At 56.3% G+C, this 15,218-nt stretch carries 14 protein-coding genes; 7 read left to right on the forward strand and 7 right to left on the reverse strand.

Annotation, left to right across the window (positions count from 1 at the left end; translation table 11 throughout):
- Window positions 1-545: 545 nt before the first annotated feature.
- Complete coding sequence (locus SynA1562_RS10810) at window positions 546-1,679, forward strand: hypothetical protein (RefSeq protein ID WP_186493852.1); 1,134 nt, start codon at window positions 546-548, stop codon at window positions 1,677-1,679.
- A 228-nt stretch (window positions 1,680-1,907) separates the two neighbouring features.
- Here the strand turns inward: SynA1562_RS10810 and SynA1562_RS10815 are convergent, their stop codons facing one another.
- The 3 genes from SynA1562_RS10815 to SynA1562_RS13105 all read right to left on the reverse strand — a co-directional run bounded on the left by SynA1562_RS10815 (window position 1,908) and on the right by SynA1562_RS13105 (window position 3,320).
- Window positions 1,908-2,402, reverse strand: a complete 495-nt coding sequence (locus SynA1562_RS10815; protein WP_255445655.1) for a nucleoside deaminase — start codon at window positions 2,400-2,402, stop codon at window positions 1,908-1,910.
- Between the two features lie 47 nt (window positions 2,403-2,449).
- Window positions 2,450-2,725 carry a hypothetical protein gene (locus SynA1562_RS10820; protein ID WP_186493853.1) on the reverse strand — a complete coding sequence of 92 codons (276 nt, stop codon included), beginning with the start codon at window positions 2,723-2,725 and terminating at the stop codon, window positions 2,450-2,452.
- A 178-nt stretch (window positions 2,726-2,903) separates the two neighbouring features.
- Window positions 2,904-3,320 (reverse strand): DUF4278 domain-containing protein, encoded by a 417-nt coding sequence (locus SynA1562_RS13105; RefSeq protein WP_255445656.1) that lies wholly within the window; start codon window positions 3,318-3,320, stop codon window positions 2,904-2,906.
- A 2,160-nt stretch (window positions 3,321-5,480) separates the two neighbouring features.
- Here SynA1562_RS13105 and SynA1562_RS13160 point away from each other — a divergent pair.
- From SynA1562_RS13160 to SynA1562_RS10840, 3 genes are all read left to right on the forward strand, one after another.
- Entirely contained in the window at window positions 5,481-5,591 is a 111-nt protein-coding gene (locus SynA1562_RS13160; RefSeq protein WP_370593286.1) for a hypothetical protein, read from the forward strand.
- A 377-nt stretch (window positions 5,592-5,968) separates the two neighbouring features.
- Complete coding sequence (locus SynA1562_RS10835) at window positions 5,969-6,199, forward strand: DUF2973 domain-containing protein (protein ID WP_186493854.1); 231 nt, start codon at window positions 5,969-5,971, stop codon at window positions 6,197-6,199.
- A gap of 55 nt (window positions 6,200-6,254) precedes the next feature.
- Window positions 6,255-6,428: a hypothetical protein gene (locus SynA1562_RS10840; protein WP_186493855.1), complete on the forward strand. Its 174-nt coding sequence runs from the start codon at window positions 6,255-6,257 to the stop codon at window positions 6,426-6,428.
- 421 nt (window positions 6,429-6,849) lie between these two features.
- Here SynA1562_RS10840 and SynA1562_RS10845 read toward each other — a convergent pair whose 3' ends face one another.
- A complete protein-coding gene (locus SynA1562_RS10845) occupies window positions 6,850-7,908 on the reverse strand; it encodes a tyrosine-type recombinase/integrase (protein ID WP_255445657.1) in 1,059 nt (352 codons plus the stop codon).
- Between the two features lie 299 nt (window positions 7,909-8,207).
- Between SynA1562_RS10845 and SynA1562_RS10855 the strand changes: the two genes are divergently transcribed.
- Window positions 8,208-9,350 (forward strand): class I SAM-dependent RNA methyltransferase, encoded by a 1,143-nt coding sequence (locus tag SynA1562_RS10855; RefSeq protein WP_186493856.1) that lies wholly within the window; start codon window positions 8,208-8,210, stop codon window positions 9,348-9,350.
- Here SynA1562_RS10855 and SynA1562_RS10860 read toward each other — a convergent pair.
- From SynA1562_RS10860 to SynA1562_RS10870, 3 genes are read right to left on the reverse strand one after another with little or no spacing between them, the layout of a single operon-like run.
- A complete protein-coding gene (locus tag SynA1562_RS10860; protein ID WP_186493857.1) occupies window positions 9,332-10,195 on the reverse strand; it encodes a hypothetical protein in 864 nt (287 codons plus the stop codon). The genes SynA1562_RS10855 and SynA1562_RS10860 overlap by 19 nt on opposite strands.
- A gap of 60 nt (window positions 10,196-10,255) precedes the next feature.
- On the reverse strand, window positions 10,256-10,642 hold the full coding sequence (locus tag SynA1562_RS10865) for a phage holin family protein (RefSeq protein ID WP_186493858.1): 387 nt from the start codon (window positions 10,640-10,642) through the stop codon (window positions 10,256-10,258).
- The gene (locus tag SynA1562_RS10870; protein ID WP_186493859.1) at window positions 10,642-11,064 is read right to left on the reverse strand and encodes a DUF883 family protein; all 423 of its coding nucleotides are present in this window, start codon (window positions 11,062-11,064) and stop codon (window positions 10,642-10,644) included. The genes SynA1562_RS10865 and SynA1562_RS10870 overlap by 1 nt, the downstream gene beginning before the upstream one ends.
- Window positions 11,065-11,122: 58 nt before the next feature.
- Between SynA1562_RS10870 and SynA1562_RS10875 the strand changes: the two genes are divergently transcribed.
- Together SynA1562_RS10875 and smc are read left to right on the forward strand one after the other, a co-directional pair.
- Complete coding sequence (locus SynA1562_RS10875) at window positions 11,123-11,479, forward strand: hypothetical protein (protein WP_186493860.1); 357 nt, start codon at window positions 11,123-11,125, stop codon at window positions 11,477-11,479.
- A gap of 50 nt (window positions 11,480-11,529) precedes the next feature.
- A complete protein-coding gene (smc, locus tag SynA1562_RS10880; protein WP_186493861.1) occupies window positions 11,530-15,138 on the forward strand; it encodes a chromosome segregation protein SMC in 3,609 nt (1,202 codons plus the stop codon).
- Window positions 15,139-15,218 lie beyond the last annotated feature (80 nt).

Genomic DNA, 15,218 nt, shown 5'->3' on the forward strand with positions numbered 1-15,218 from the left:
GCGGCAACTGCTGGGTCCGTCTGCCTTAGCGAATGTGAACGGTTGCTTGAAACGATCAGCGCCAAACTGATGGCATGGCAAACAAACCCTGGTTCCAAGCCAACATCCACGCCCCTGGCACAGGCTTCGCGCTGTTGGTGATCGCATTCTGCTTGTTGCTTCAGACCATCCCCTCAGCGATCTGCGTATTGACGCCTAAAACTGGCTGGGATCCACCGTTGTCTCCTGAGAGAGTGAGGTACTGCAAGGGCGGGTGAACCCTGATGTTGCTGACGGGGACGCATCCCTAAGAGCTTGTCGGGGCTCACAGGGGTTACAACGCAGCTCGACTCAGTGATGGAAAGACTGGACTGAACCGAATCCATTAATCAGCATCTGAATGGCTGAGAGCAACAACACCATCGCCTTCCGCCCAGGAAAAAGAGGAAACGAGGTCATGGAGGTTAAGCTCGGGAGGAAACAATCAACCATTGCACTTAAAACGAACTAAAGTATACCAAAAATAGGCATTCGAAAGTCACACCAGATCCAACATCTTACCACTCATGAAAAAACAAAAACAACAAGAATACTCCCCTAACATTACCTGGAACTTACTCATTTGCGGGCCAATCGTACAGGGGGACGTCAAAACAAAAGTCGGCGACAAGTATATCTTATCGAAATCTAATTTTAACTGCTGCGATACCATTGCCCAGAACGTTAGACAATGGGGTCATCTCTTTAAAAAAATAATACTTGTCACATGGATTGATCAAGCAGAGTACGTATCGCGCGAATTAAAATCGCTAGGAATTGAAGTTTTATTGCTCAATGATCCAGGTCGAAAATCTTCTTTTTGCGACGATAGCAGAGTCAGAGTCATGACGGCTACTACTGGAGGAATCGAAGCTATAGGTAAGCCCAACGAGCACGTGATGCGCATACGATCTGACCAGCGATTCGACCTTAACTCGATGATTATATCTCATCAAAAGGCCGCATCTCTTATTAAAAAAAATCAGGACAATATTAATACCAAATTGCCTCATATCAGCGGCCTTTGTTTCTGGCTGGATAGGCCTTATTCATTATGTAATTTTGCTCATGCTGGCTTGTGCTCCGATCTTCACTTTTTTGCAGATGCACAAATCCGTTACAGGCATGCTTCCTCACTGAAAGCAGCTGGGTGGCCCGAAGGAGATACTATTCGCAAGCATTTACTTGCTTTGGTGCCTCGCCTAAAGCAACATGGTTATCAAGCAAAACATTGCTTTCCGGCATTACCTAAAAGCACTACTGAAGGTGACGATGCTGCCTCTTTATATAACATTCCAAAGGATACACTAAATCTTTGGGAATTCTCTCTCAAGCATCTTTATAGCTCTTGCAGCCCCAAGGCCCTAGAAACTCTTGTATGGAAAGGGAAAAAGTATCCCAATCCAAAAGACTTCCACAATGGGATGCGCTTTTATAAGGATTGGAAACGCTGCGCCAAGGGCGATCTCTCAGCGATATTTAATTATTCACATTCAAAATTTTCTCAATCAAACTTTCATCCACTCAAAGACATTACATGGATCCTTCACGGCAAACCCGAACAAGTCCAGGGACTTAATTTGTCTAAAAAATCACTTTTAAAAAGACGCATTCAAAATTATCTGCAATCATTACCCGACCCTCGAGAATCCTCTTCTTGAAATATTGGAGGGGGCCTTCCAGCCCCCGCGAGTCATTTGGGTGATAGGGATGACTCACGGGCCTGTCTCCTGGAGCACCCCCATGTTTCGGCAGTAAAGGCAGTTAATTCGCTGAGACCCATTCCGGCATCTATCTGCCGCACCGCCCATTCATGGCGTTGCTTCTTCTCGCTGGCGGTGACTCTCATGCGCTTCATAGCTACCTAGGGATAGCAAGAACTGGATCGCTCAGTAGCGAGCACCGTCAGGCAAACGACGGAACTCGGCCCACACCGCCTGCGCTTCGCTCTGAAGGATCTGCTGCATTCGAATCTCTTTTTCTGGCATAGAACGACGGATGTCTTCATCAATTGCTCTATCAGAGAAGAGATCTTCGTAATCGCTCCAAGACGCCGCATAAAAGATCGAGCGGATGTTGGCCCAGTAAGCGGCTGAATAACACATCGGACAACATTCACAGCTTGAATACATCACGCAACCGCTGAGATCCCAGTTTTGGAGTGCTCGGCAAGCCTGGCGGATGGCGTTGACCTCAGCATGGGCACTGGGGTCATTGTCCCTGATCACACTGTTACCTGCAGCAGCTATGACCTTCCCATCCTTGACGATCACCGCGCCGAAGGGCCCCCCGGATTTTTTCACTACTCCTACATCACGCATCACCTTGATCGCATGACGCATGAAATCCCGATCCTGATGTGCTGCCATAAATTCCACTTTCATTAGCCATTCAAAGATGGCATCGACTGGATGAGAGCGTAAGAGTTTTCTCAAAAACCATCTTCATCCAGAAGGAATAGATCACCGAGGAATGGATCATTCGTACCAGAGTCATTATTACCCAGAACAACATCGCGTATCGCTTGATCTGCCTCGAAGTAAAGGAGATCATCTTGCTCAAGATCTACACCGACCATTTCTGGATGGTTGCCAATTAGCTGGTGAGTGGCCTGCCATTCAAGGAATCGCTCATAAAAGAGCTTTCCCAGATAATCAAGCAAAACAAAGTTGGCAAGCAGCAAGAGAGAAACATTGAGGAAAGCCATGTCACCTCCTCGTCTATGCGAACAACTTATTCCTTAATTACTGTGCTGAAAAGTCGTGCTACCACCAAAGTATTTCTACTAACTGTGCACATCCCGGAAGCCACACAAAGAAAGAGCGCCCCTCCCAAGCGGAAGAGACGGCCTAGCTCGCTCGTTTATGTATTAATCCATCTCCCAATCAGCGATGTGATTTCATCTGATATTCCTGGTCTGCGATCAACATCGCAGTCTCATCATCTTGAAACTGGCATCCGTACATCAAATATGTAATGCGATCGACATCCATGCCACGATCAGCAACTTCTTGCCAGAGCTGCTGAGTTCTTGATTCATCTGCGAATTGGAACTGCGCTCTTACGATCCTCCGGGCCAACGAAAAGTAGGACTGGCGATCGTTTCTGAGTCGGCACTCCTCCTCTGCCTCAAGGGATTTGTCGTAGCCAATCCCTCGATAGCTCAGATGAGGATGCAAATCAGCTGGTTGCTGTTCCGTACAGGTGTTGTACTCCTGGCCTCGGTAACTCAGCTGTTTGCAGACTTTTTGAGCTGCAGGTTGATGCTCGTAAGTGTGTCCGCGATACAAGAGCGTGCTCATGAATCGGCCTCAAGATTGCTGGGGTCCCCGTTCCTTGACCCAAGTCGGACTGCACCCTGTTTGGAGGGCGAACGTACTGATCAGGCGTTGAGAGGCCAGCCCATCTACGACAGGAACGAGGTGACCTCTCTTATGACTCGCTTCCGACACCCCTGTGATGACGGAACAGGGGCCATGCCGTATGCCATTTCTGGCGTCGGGCGAAGTGTCGGGCCTTTCAAGCTCCTGGGGCCAAGGTTCCAGGAAATGGACCTTATGACTCAGTGTTGAGTGCCCCCCGGCAGTGATGGTGCCGGGATTTAGGGCAAGCCCATGGATGGTGAGAAAACTCGTGGAGCAGATACTCGAAAGGTCAGGCGACTTCTAAAACCTGCTCGGTTGGACCGTCGTCTTTCATTGACGCCTCCGATCTCAATGGACTCACTCTCGTCAGCGGACACGCACAAGGCAATCGGTCTTAACACTCATTTCCTCAGCAATCAAAGCCACCGAAGTCAAGAGTGGTGTAGTGAACATGTAGAGACAATTACCTACGCGATTCAAAAAAATAACCTCCTGTCTCATAGAGATCAGGAGGAAAGATTGTCCCCATCAGTCCAATACCGTTAGTGGCAGTGGAAAAGCTCAGAGCCAGTAGTCATGCCCTCTCTTCATCGGGGTATCTCGGTAAGGAGTCATGCCAATTGGGGGAGGGACATGGCTCTTTTCCTCTGCATCAATCGCGCCCATTGCATGAGCAAAAGCGTCTCCAAACCACTTCAGAAAACCCTTCATGGGACCTCTCAGTTAGAACTGACTTATTCCTAAGACAGAAGTCTCTTGTTGGAACTAGGTACTTAACCCAAGCCTGGACAACGGGCTCGCGAGGATAAATACCTAGGCAATTTACTTTCGTTCACAAATAGCTTGCATTTTACGGCACTTTCAACATATTTTCTGCTTCAAAAGAATTGGAGGCGACAAGTATGTCTCTTGCTCCTTCACTTGTTCAAAGAACAAAACTAGGTGGGACAATTCGCATGCTGGTTGGTGATAGCAACCCCCGCTACTTAGCTGAGCTGAACGGCAGCCGTGTCTACTGCGACGACATAGCTACCGCCAAGGCCCATCTCGACTATTGGAGCAAACAGCAATTGCACTGCTGGGGCAGGTCTTAACTGCGATTGAGACGGCGAGTTGTTCCTCCTATTTGAGGAAGGACGCGGAGGCCTCTACGGAACGCCATCGGATTAACTCTCAGAGCAATCCGCGATCTTGTCGCGCCAATCAGGCCCCAGCTCAGCTGCCAGCTCCTTCTCTAACGATCTCAGGTACCGCTTCCGCTGCCCTGACTCTCCGCCGAGCCAGACCGGAATCTTTTTTGTGTTTTGACTCATGTTCAAAACCTTCCCACATCGAGAGGTCAGCTTGTAGTTCACCATCGATTTCGCTTTACACAGTAGAGGCTGACCACACACCAACCAGCGCGGATTATTTTTTCTCTCTCAATATCTTGGAAAGCAACCCTTTCTCTAAAACTAAGCAGACATTTGATCTTCATAAGCAGCTAGCTCTTTTTCTAACTCCACTATCTTGCTCATGACATTGTCATTATGTGAGCAAATAGAATCTGAATGCAGGCACTCTACGCGGTAAAGCATCAATCGAAGAATCATGATCTCTTCTCTCAGGTGCCAGCTCATGCCAAACAAGAATTAAGTTCAGAGATCATGACTAGCGCCTTGGGAATCCGCATCCTCAGAATCTTCAAATGTCCGCGAATGAGCATCAGCAAGCCTCCGATCCAATGCCTCCATTTTGTGCAAAAGAGGTCCATAGAGCTCTCGAGCACTGGGGCCTGGGGGAAGAAATGCTTCTCGGTAAAGCATCAGCTGAATTATCTCGTTCTCGGCCGATCGAGAATCATTCAAAACAAATACAGGCTCGTCGTACAACTGAACAGTGCACGAATTTCAAAAAATCATCTGTACCAGCAGAACAATGTGCTGAACTCAACAACACAAACCGTGGCGGTAGTTACAAGTCAAAGGCTGAGGCCTCGTCCTCCGCCTCCGTTAGTCCTTCCACTCAGCTACAGATTTCATCGGGCGAATCAGTGCTTTCATCCCGTTTTCTTGGTGGTGAGCATTGGTCGCTGGAAGTTCTGAGCGCATCCACCTCATGCAGTACAGGAGGGGGGAGTACATCCTCAATCGACTACGGGCACAGGTAGTGATCAACAAGGTTGTGAGCCTCACCTACAGAGGAGTTACCTACGAGAAACTGCTCTAGTCAACTGAGATAGATGTTCACCCACAGCTGACTGGTCAATCCCACTAGAACTTGTAAAAGGACGCTCTTATGAGGAGTCTCCTCAATGGGGGAGGCTCCTATGGCTGAACGTTCAATGCGAAGCCGGCTCACCTACAGCGGTGCAACAAGTCGAACCTACGCAGAGTCTTTGCATTGGGGCATTAGATGGGAAGGGTTACGCAGCAAATGGTTCAGCCGCTATGGGCGCTGGACTGAAGCAGAAGAGTGCCTGGCCCGCCTTGACTACCTGGAACGGGAATACGCTGGGGAGATAAAGCAGGGCTGCTAGTAGCGATTAGCAACCTCAGCCAGCGATAGCAGTGGTTAACGTTTCTTAACATCGTATTGATGAGGCAGTGATCGCAGCTCTTTTCCCACTCGCCTACGCAGCCATCTTGACGTGCTTGCTTTTGCAGGCTTTTCGGATGATGCGCCCATCGTCGGCTCCTAAAGCCAGCCCGTCGAGCGACCGAACAGGTCTCAAAACCACACATCCAGAACTGCTTGATGAGAACGGTGAGGTGACCAACGAAGAGCTTTGGGCTGTTCGCTTCTCGGACGAAGGCTTAGTTCTCCCTGAGGCTTGAGCATCGAATTCTTGATTCAGCCAGTAGGGTCCGCTGACTCTCAAGTCAGCCCCCCGTGAACCGTCACCCGAATCTGGCCTTTTTTGGCGGCACCGTGGTCATCGCGATCATGGTCTTGGCTGCCTTCGCCAACGTCGCCAACGCTTGCCATCACAACGCCGAGACAGCCGAGCAAACCTCCACAGAGGCTCCTCGGAGGGATGACCAAAAGACTGAAGTCGAGGCTTGAGGGAGCAGCGAGCCGAGGAGCGCCGCTTGCCAAAAGGGACGTTGTGACGGTCAGAGCTATGCAGCAAATCCGTTTTGACGCAGATACCTGATGCCGCGGTATCTCAGAGAAGGGGTGGCATCCGCAGCCTTGAAGGCTGTCTCTAGACGCAAAACGACTGCTTCTTTTTTTGCAGCTGTCTTATTCACTGGTGCAAATGCTGAACCGTTCCAATACAACGAAGTCATCACAGCTCCTGCAGAGCCCAAGCCCCCGTTCCATGGCTTGGATCGAGCTGCGCCCCGCAAAAGCGAAGTGAACGTTTGGTAGCAGTGGCTACATATCCTTTGTATCTCTGCTGAAGGACGCCGCGCAATATCGACTAGGGAATCCACATCAATACCGGCGGGGATGCGTCCTGTGACCTCGGAATCCTTTCTGGTCAGCACCCAAGGCCATCATTCGATTCAGCGACGTAATGACCAGTTGTCGCGCTCGACGAATGTCCGAGCGTCGCCTGGAGCGTGAAGACATCCACTCCTCTCTGTACCGCGTGCGTCGCATGGCTGTGCCTCAGCTGGTGTGGGTGGACGTGGAATCCAGCAGCACGTCCCCATTTGCGGCAAACATCTCCAATTGCTTGGCGCGTGAGGTGTCCTTCGCCGCGGGGACTAGGGAAGACGAAAGCCTCCGCATCGCCGCGGCCCAGCTCTTGAAAAAGGTCGAGCGTTGCTGCCGATACGCGGACAGTGCGTCTCTTAGACCCTTTGCCGAAGAGGTGAATCTGGCCTCCGTCATCGAATGCCTCGATGTCTTTCCAACGGATAACCGCGATCTCTGAGACCCTGCAACCCAGCAGGTAACTCCCCTTAATCAAGGCGTAGTCGCGTTGGGCGTTGGGGTCCAGATGAGCTGCTCGGGTAATGGCTGCCATCAAGAGCCCGAACTGCTCTGTAGTCAGCGGCCTGGTGCTCTTATCAGCGTGGAGAAGTACACGTGGCGGCATTGGATTACGCGGCACCCCTGTGACCGCTGAGCGGCTTGGTTCAGCCGCCCATCGGTACAGGGAGCTGATTGCAGCAATCCGGCGGTTGAACGTCCGGGGCTTCATGAGACCGGCCTCTACTTGTTCCCGCAGGAGGGACACCCAGTCCTGACAAAAAGCAGGGTTTATTTCCCGCAGATGCAGGTAGGGGTGGTTGCGCTCTCGCCAGCGACAGAACTCACGGATCTCAAAGCGATAGCCGCCTTGTGTCGCCTTTCTGCCGGTGCGACTGCATTGACTGATGAACCGCTTGATCAGCAGGGCATCGCCCCACACAGCAGCACCAGCCTGAGCGGCATCAAAAAGACGGGAGACATAAGCAAGCGCCTCCGCCTTATCCATGCCGTCCAAAACAGGCGGCAGATTTTTGCGAACGGTTTTGCGAATGGCCCCATTTTGGGCCTCCGTCTTAAAACCGAGATCGGTTGCAGTGGAATGTTTGAGGGGGGCTTCCACCCCCAAGCAGTCATTTGGGTGATAAGGCTGACTTCACCCCATCTCCCTTAAAGGGTCAGGCAGCAACAGGGGCTGCTTGACGGGAGAAACGAACGATGTTGTTCGCAGTTACGGGTTTGCTCTCACCGAGCAGGCTTCAGTCACCCTCCTCATGCCCCGTCGAAACCATTGCAGCCCCGTGAGGGGGAATGGAGCTGAGCGGAATCGAACCGCTGTCCGAAACACTGGTGTGGATCACCTAGTCCGACGAAGCCGGACCCTGTCATTCTGACAGGAGTGGTGACCTGGAGCACAAGGCCTTGGGTCGAACAAACCGGCTATCCGCTGTGGCAGTTGTGCCACAAGGCCTGGAAGCAGCCGCTGGCGAAGAACTCAGCGCCCTTGGCGCGCATACCGCGAAAGCTGGCAGACGTGCCGTCAGCTTCCAGGCGGACATGGCCTGTCTCTACCGGCTGCACCTCCAGGCTCGACTGCCCTTTCGTCTGTTGCGACAGGTGGCAAGCTTCCCCTGCCAGGGCCGGGATGACCTCTACGACGGAATCCGCCAGGCCCTCGACTGGGAGCGTTGGCTGCATCCCTCGATGACCTTCCGCGTGGATGTAACCGGAACGGCACCAGGGCTGAACCACAGCCATTTCACTGCTTTGCAGGTCAAAAATGCCCTTGTGGATGCTCAACGGGATCTCTGGGGAGAGCGTTCCTCGATCGATCTCGACGACCCCGACCTCTCCTTGCACCTCCACCTCGGCCGCGGAGAAGCACAGCTGAGTCTTGATGGCAGTGGCGGCAGCCTGCATCGCCGCGGCTACAGGGCCGCTATGGGTGCCGCACCCTTGAAGGAGAACCTGGCCGCTGGGCTGATTCGCTTGACGGGCTGGGATGGAAGCGAGCCCCTCGTAGACCCCTGCTGCGGGTCTGGTGTGCTGCTGATCGAAGCGGCTCTGGCAGCCTTACAACAAGCACCGGGATTGGAGCGCCGCTTTGCCCTCGAGGGCTGGGCTGATTTCCAGACCGACCTGTGGGACAAGGAAGTCGATCGGGCTCGGCAACGCCGTAGGGGAGACCTCACACTTCCCCCGCTTTTGGGGATTGAGACAGATCCCACCATTGCCGATCAGGCCCGCGCCAACGTTGAGGCCGCCGGGCTGAGTGGAGTCATCCGCATCTGCACCGGATCATTCCAAGCCGAAGCGCTACCTGACGGCCCGGGGGTGTTGGTGTGCAACCCGCCCTACGGCCAGCGCATCGGTGACGAACAGGAGCTTGATGCGCTGTATAGCGCCCTGGGGCAATTCGTTCGACAGGAAGCTTCCGGCTGGCAACTCTGGCTGCTGAGTGGCAATCCAAAGCTCACCGGTGCGCTGCGGCTTAAAGCATCACGCCGGATTCCTGTAAGCAATGGCGGCATCGATTGCCGCTGGCTTCAATACGAGATTCGCTGAAAACGCTTGCTCCAATCCGCAACAAGCAGCGAACCATTGACCAAAAGATCCCCAGATGCAGAGACCTGCGTGGTGTAGAGGGCAGCAGGGACAAGCATCGAAAGATTCCGCTCCCAAGACGCATACAGCTCGCGATGAATGGATTGAGCGATTGCCTCTGGAGCCAAAAAGTATTTATTTCGACACTGCTCAAGCCTTCGCGGGTTCGAGCTCCTCTTTTGCTTACGCACAGCCAGCTGCCGTGCTGTATCTGAAAAATTGCAGTGCACTGTGTTGACAAGAATGCGCTTGAAACGCCTGAAAAATGGACGTTGGAGATAAAATCGCATCATCAGATCATTTTCCGAAGCAACCTGCAAACTGGCAAACGAGCGCTTTCCCTGCTTTGAAGCCATGCGCTTTTTTTCAACATTTTTGCCAAGCCGAATCGCCCTCAATGCTTCACGCATTTTCAAGGAGCGTGGATAGCAAGAAGGATCGATACCAAGCAACACCTGATACAGGTCGACATGCAGCAGCACAAAGCGAGGCAACGATTCCTCAAGCGTCAGCGACTTGACATGCCTGGCCTGAAAAAATGACTTCTTCCGAAGAGCTTTCTTGAAATCCGGATATCCAACATAAGTCTTGTCTTTACAAGATTTTCTAAAGCAAGACTGATAATCAGCACCAAACAAAGGCAAGTTCTCTTTGTAGGCCGCCTGAAGGATCGAAGACTTTCCCGATCCACAAGGACCAGCAACAATCATCAATGTGTCGGCATCAGGCTCGAGGCGATGCTTAGCTTTCTTCGACCCGAAAAAAGAGCCAGTTTCTAAGCGACCAAAAGTTTTAAACAGCCCCAAATATCCACGGCCCGAACATTAAGACGAGATTAACGCAGCCTTAAGCATTTGCGAAAGCGTTTAAACCCGGCCCATCACGGCGCGCACTGTTTTCATCAACCCCTCCAGCGTCTGCGGCAGGAACGGACCCTTCAACACCTGGCCCCCGATCCGCAAGCTGATGCCCGCCAGTACCAGATTGACCACGGAAAGGGTCAACAGTGCACGCATCCAATCCAGATCCCACTGGGCCTGAATCCAAAGCAGCAACGATGCCTCGCCCGCCAGCAATGTCAGAAACATGGCGGTGCCGCCAATGGCGAGGAACAAGCCACCGCTGATCAGTCGGCGTTTTTCTCGATCCACTTCCTGCAGAGCAATCCGCACATGCAGATCCATCACTGACGCCGCCAGTGCTGTCACCCGAGCTGCCGCTCCAAATCCGCGGGGAGAGTTCTGATCGGCCATCAGGAACGCCGCCCCCCGCGAAGCATGCCGCCGAGCAGCAAACCAACGCCAAAGGCAACACCCACAGCCAGCAGCGGTCGCTGGCGCACAGGCGCCTCGATCTTCGGCCGAAGGGTGCTGTTCAACTCATCCAGCAGCTGTTCCAGTTGCTCTTCGAGCGGATCCAGGCTGTCGGCCCAGTCGCGACTTCGATCAGTGGCGCTGTGGAGAAGTTCCTCCAGTTGCTCCCGAACCCCTTGGGGCGTCAGGCCTGTGTTCTGTTCGATCAACCGAACCAACTCATCCACACTCCCCCGGGTGGCTTCAAGGGTGTGCTCAGCAAGATCCGGCCAGCGCTCCTGAATCGTCGGCAGCAGGCTTTCGAACCGCTCACGGAAGTGATGCTCGAATCTGCCGTTGGATTGCGGCGATGGCGAGGCCATAAGACCGTTGGCAGGACGCTTTAGAAGGGTAGGGAGACTGAAGGCTGAGGGAAAGTCTTTGCAGCGATACGCCCTCCTGCGTCACACCGGAGCACCGGACGACCCCTCTGGTTGCCATTTCGATCTGCTGCTGGAGGACGGGCCCAATTGCCGAACTTGGCGGCTGGCCACAGTGCCGCAGCTCAACGCAGAGGCCCAACCAGCGGTTCCGCTTCCGGCTCATCGAAAGGTCTGGCTGGAACCACGCAGTGCTGCCGTTTCAGGCAATCGGGGCTGGGCTGAACGGATCCATGCCGGCAGCTACAGCGGCGTACTCCCCAAGGCCACGGATGCAGACGTGACCCTGCAGCTCGAGGGCGATCTTCAGGGCTGCCTGCGCATCGCAGCTGGGCGCTGCTCCTTATCGAACCCTTGAGCTTTTCGTGGGTTCCGCTAGTTTCGGCCTGCTGACAGCCCCGGATCCTGTTGGTTCATATCAATCAGGTTGGGCTGACGCACTTCAAATCGTTCGGCGGAGCGATGACGATCCCTCTCGAGGAGGGATTCACCGTCGTGACCGGACCCAATGGCTCCGGCAAGAGCAACATCCTCGACGGTGTTCTGTTCTGCCTGGGCCTGGCCACCAGCCGTGGCATGCGGGCTGACCGCCTGCCAGACCTGGTCAACAGCGGCATGCTCAAGGCCGGCAAAGCCGCTGAAACAACCGTCAGCGTCCGCTTTGATCTCAGCGACTGGACACCTGATGCCGCCGAGGAAGGCCTGGAGGCACCGGCGGAGGGGCCCTGGATTCAACCGGGGCAAAAAGAATGGACGGTGACCCGTAAACTGCGGGTGATGCCGGGGGGCTCCTACAGCTCCAGCTACAGCGCCGACGGGGTGACCTGCAACCTGCAGCAGCTGCAGACTCAACTGCGCCGACTCCGGATTGATCCCGAGGGCAGCAACGTGGTGATGCAGGGGGACGTCACCCGCATCGTTTCGATGAGCAACCGCGACCGCCGCGGCCTGATCGATGAACTGGCCGGTGTTGCCCTGTTCGACACCCGGATCGAACAGACCCGCCGCAAACTTGATGACGTGCAGGAGCGCCAGGAGCGCTGCCGAATCATTGAGCAGGAACTGCTGGCCAGCCGCCAACGGCTCGAGAAGGACTGCGCCAAGGCCCGGCAGTACCAGGAGCTCAGGGAACGGCTGCAACTGGGGCGCCGCCAGGAAATGGTGCTGGCCTACGAAGCCGCCCAGCAGGCCCTCAAGGATCTGGCCAAACGCCAACAGGCGCTGGAAGCCCAGGAGCAGAGAGACGCCGCGGCCATCGCAAGCGGCCGGGAGCAGCTGAACAAAGCTGTAGCCGAACTGGAGCAGCTCCAGGAGCAAGTGAAGGCCCTGGGGGAAGACCAGCTGCTGGCGGTTCAGGCGGAACTGGCTGGCCTCGACACCAGCAGCCGCGAACTGGAGCGACAGGCCAGCCTCCACCAGGAGGAAGGACAGAAACTGCAGGCGCAGCGCCATGACCTCGCCACCCGTCGCCAGCAGTGGCAGCTGCAATCACGGGAGCTGGAGCGAGATCCCCATCAGGACGCCCTGAGCACCGCAGACGACAGTTGCAAAGCCGCTGAAGCGGCGGTGGAGATATCCCGTCGCCGGCTGGCGGATGTGGCGGGCCGCTCCGGCGCCTGGGTGGAGGAACAGAAGCGCCGCAGCGGTCGCCGGCAGGAGTTGCAAAGCAGCGTCGCTCCCTTATTGGAGGAACAGCAGCAGTTGCAGGAACGGCTGCGCCAGGAACGGGAACGGCTGGAGGAGCTCACCCAGGAGCAGCAGCAGGACGGCGCCGATGGCGACGCCGTGCAGCAACAGCTCGCAACCCTGGAAGAGACCTGGCAAACCCTGCTGCAAGCCATTGCCGATGGCAAACAGGAGCTTCAGCAGACCGCCGAATCCCTGGCCATCCAACAGCGCACCCGCAGCCGACTGGAACAGGAGCAGACCCGTTTGGAACGGGAGATCGCTCGCCTGGAGAGCCGGCGAGATGCCCTTCAGGAAAGCCGCGGCACCGGCGCCCTGCGCCTGCTGCTGGAGGCCGGCCTTGATGGCATCCACGGCCCTGTGGCCCAGCTGGGGGAGGTGGACGATCGTCATCGCCTCGCCCTGGAAGTGGCCGCAGGGGCCCGTCTCGGCCAGGTGGTGGTCGACGACGACCGCATTGCCGCCCGCGCCATCGAACTGCTCAAGAGCCGCCGTGCCGGCCGGCTCACCTTCCTGCCCCTGAACAAGATCCGCGCTCCTGGTGGCGGGGGCTCTTCGGCCGCCTTTGCCCGGGGAGCACGCCCAGGTGGGGACAGCGGCGCTGGACTGATCGGCCGGGCCGTGGAACTGGTGCGGTTCGAGCCCGTCTACGACCAGGTGTTCGCCTACGTCTTCGGGGACACCTTGGTGTTCTCCGACCTGGCCAGCGCCCGCCAACAGCTGGGCCGTTCCAGAGCGGTGACCCTGGACGGGGAGCTGCTTGAGAAGAGCGGCGCCATGACCGGCGGCAGCTTCTCCCAGCGCAGCAGCAGCCTGAGCTTCGGCCGCAGCAGCGATCAGGACGAAGCCGAACCCCTGCGGAGGCGCCTGCTGGAACTGGGGGAATCCCTTGTGGCCTGCCGGCGGGAGGAGTCGAAGCTGGCGCAACTGATCGAGCAGCAGAAACCCCAGCTGCGCGAACTGGAAAAGCAACAGGCGGCCTTGATCGCCGAGCGCAATGCCGCGCGGCGCAACCACGGCCCCCTGCTGGAGCGCAGCCGCCAGCGGGCCGAACGGCTCAGCAGATTGCAGCAGGACCAGACCGAGCAACAGCAGCGGCTCGAAGCCATCAGCGCTGCACTCACCCCACTCACCGCGGAGCTCAAGGCCTTGGATGAGGCGGAGCGCAACAGCGGCAACAACGACGATGCCGCCGCCTGGGCCCAACTGCAAACGGAACAGGAAGCCGCCGACCAACGGCTGGAGGCAGCCCGCAGCGAACGCGACCAGCTGCTGAATGCCCGCCGTGAACGGCAGCTGGCGATTGAACGAATGGGTGACCAGGAGAAGGCCCTGGCCGACGAAGAAGCCCGATTGCAGGAGGCTGTGAAGGCCCTCGCCAGCGCCCATGGAGCCTGGCGCCAGCAGCAGAGCGACCTCCAGGACAAGCGGAAACAGCTCGAGCAGCAGCAGACCGACCTTCAGGAGCGCTTCGGCAGCCAGCGCCGGGCCAGAGATGCCGCAGAAGCCGAGGTGGGCCGCCAGCGTCAGGCCCTGCAGCAGGCCGAATGGAACCTGGAGCGGCTCAAGGAAGACCGCGAGGGATTGATCGAGGAGCAGCGCAGCGGTGCGGTGCGCCTGCAGGAGATGGAGCAGGCCCTGCCGGACCCAAGGCCAGAGATCCCAGATTCCTTGCGCCTGGCGGGCCTGGAGGTGTTGCAGAGCGATCTGCAGGCCATCCAGCAACGCATGGAAGCGCTGGAGCCCGTGAACATGCTGGCGCTGGAGGAACTGGAGGCCCTCGAAGAGCGGCTCAACGAACTGAATGAACGGCTCGAGGTGCTCAACAACGAGCGGGAGGAGCTGCTGCTGCGGATCGAAACCGTGGCAACCCTGCGCCAGGACGCCTTCATGGAGGCCTTCACTGCCGTGGATGGCCATTTCCGCGAAATCTTCGCCTCGCTTTCCGATGGTGATGGTCACCTGCAACTGGAGAACCCGGAGGAGCCCCTGGAAGGTGGCCTCACCCTGGTGGCCCATCCCAAGGGCAAAACAGTGCGGCGCCTGGCCTCGATGTCGGGTGGGGAGAAATCACTCACCGCCCTGAGCTTCCTGTTTGCCTTGCAGCGCTTCCGGCCGTCGCCCTTCTATGCCCTCGACGAGGTGGACAGCTTCCTCGACGGCGTGAATGTGGAGCGTCTCGCAGCCCTGATCGCCCGTCAGGCCGAGGCAGCCCAGTTCATGGTGGTCAGCCACCGCCGGCCGATGATCGGCGCAGCCCAGCGGACCATCGGGGTAACCCAGGCCCGCGGCGCCCACACCCAAGTGGTGGGTTTACCGGATGCCGCCTGAACGATCGGAGTTTGCGCTGTGCAATCTGAACGTGACAGGCGGAACCCCTGCGCCACAATGGTCTAAGTGTCCATGGCCGA

The sequence above is a fragment of the Synechococcus sp. A15-62 genome (genome assembly GCF_014280075.1).
Lineage (GTDB): Bacteria > Cyanobacteriota > Cyanobacteriia > PCC-6307 > Cyanobiaceae > Parasynechococcus.

Excerpts from the sequence above, each read along its gene's own strand:
- SynA1562_RS10810 (WP_186493852.1), top strand. The coding sequence starts at position 546 with ATGAAAAAACAAAAACAACAAGAATACTCCCCTAACATTACCTGGAAC.
- SynA1562_RS10815 (WP_255445655.1), bottom strand. The coding sequence starts at position 2,402 with ATGAAAGTGGAATTTATGGCAGCACATCAGGATCGGGATTTCATGCGT.
- SynA1562_RS10820 (WP_186493853.1), bottom strand. The coding sequence starts at position 2,725 with ATGGCTTTCCTCAATGTTTCTCTCTTGCTGCTTGCCAACTTTGTTTTG.
- SynA1562_RS13105 (WP_255445656.1), bottom strand. The coding sequence starts at position 3,320 with ATGAGCACGCTCTTGTATCGCGGACACACTTACGAGCATCAACCTGCA.
- SynA1562_RS13160 (WP_370593286.1), top strand. The coding sequence starts at position 5,481 with ATGCAGTACAGGAGGGGGGAGTACATCCTCAATCGACTACGGGCACAG.
- SynA1562_RS10865 (WP_186493858.1), bottom strand. The coding sequence starts at position 10,642 with ATGGCCGATCAGAACTCTCCCCGCGGATTTGGAGCGGCAGCTCGGGTG.
- SynA1562_RS10870 (WP_186493859.1), bottom strand. The coding sequence starts at position 11,064 with ATGGCCTCGCCATCGCCGCAATCCAACGGCAGATTCGAGCATCACTTC.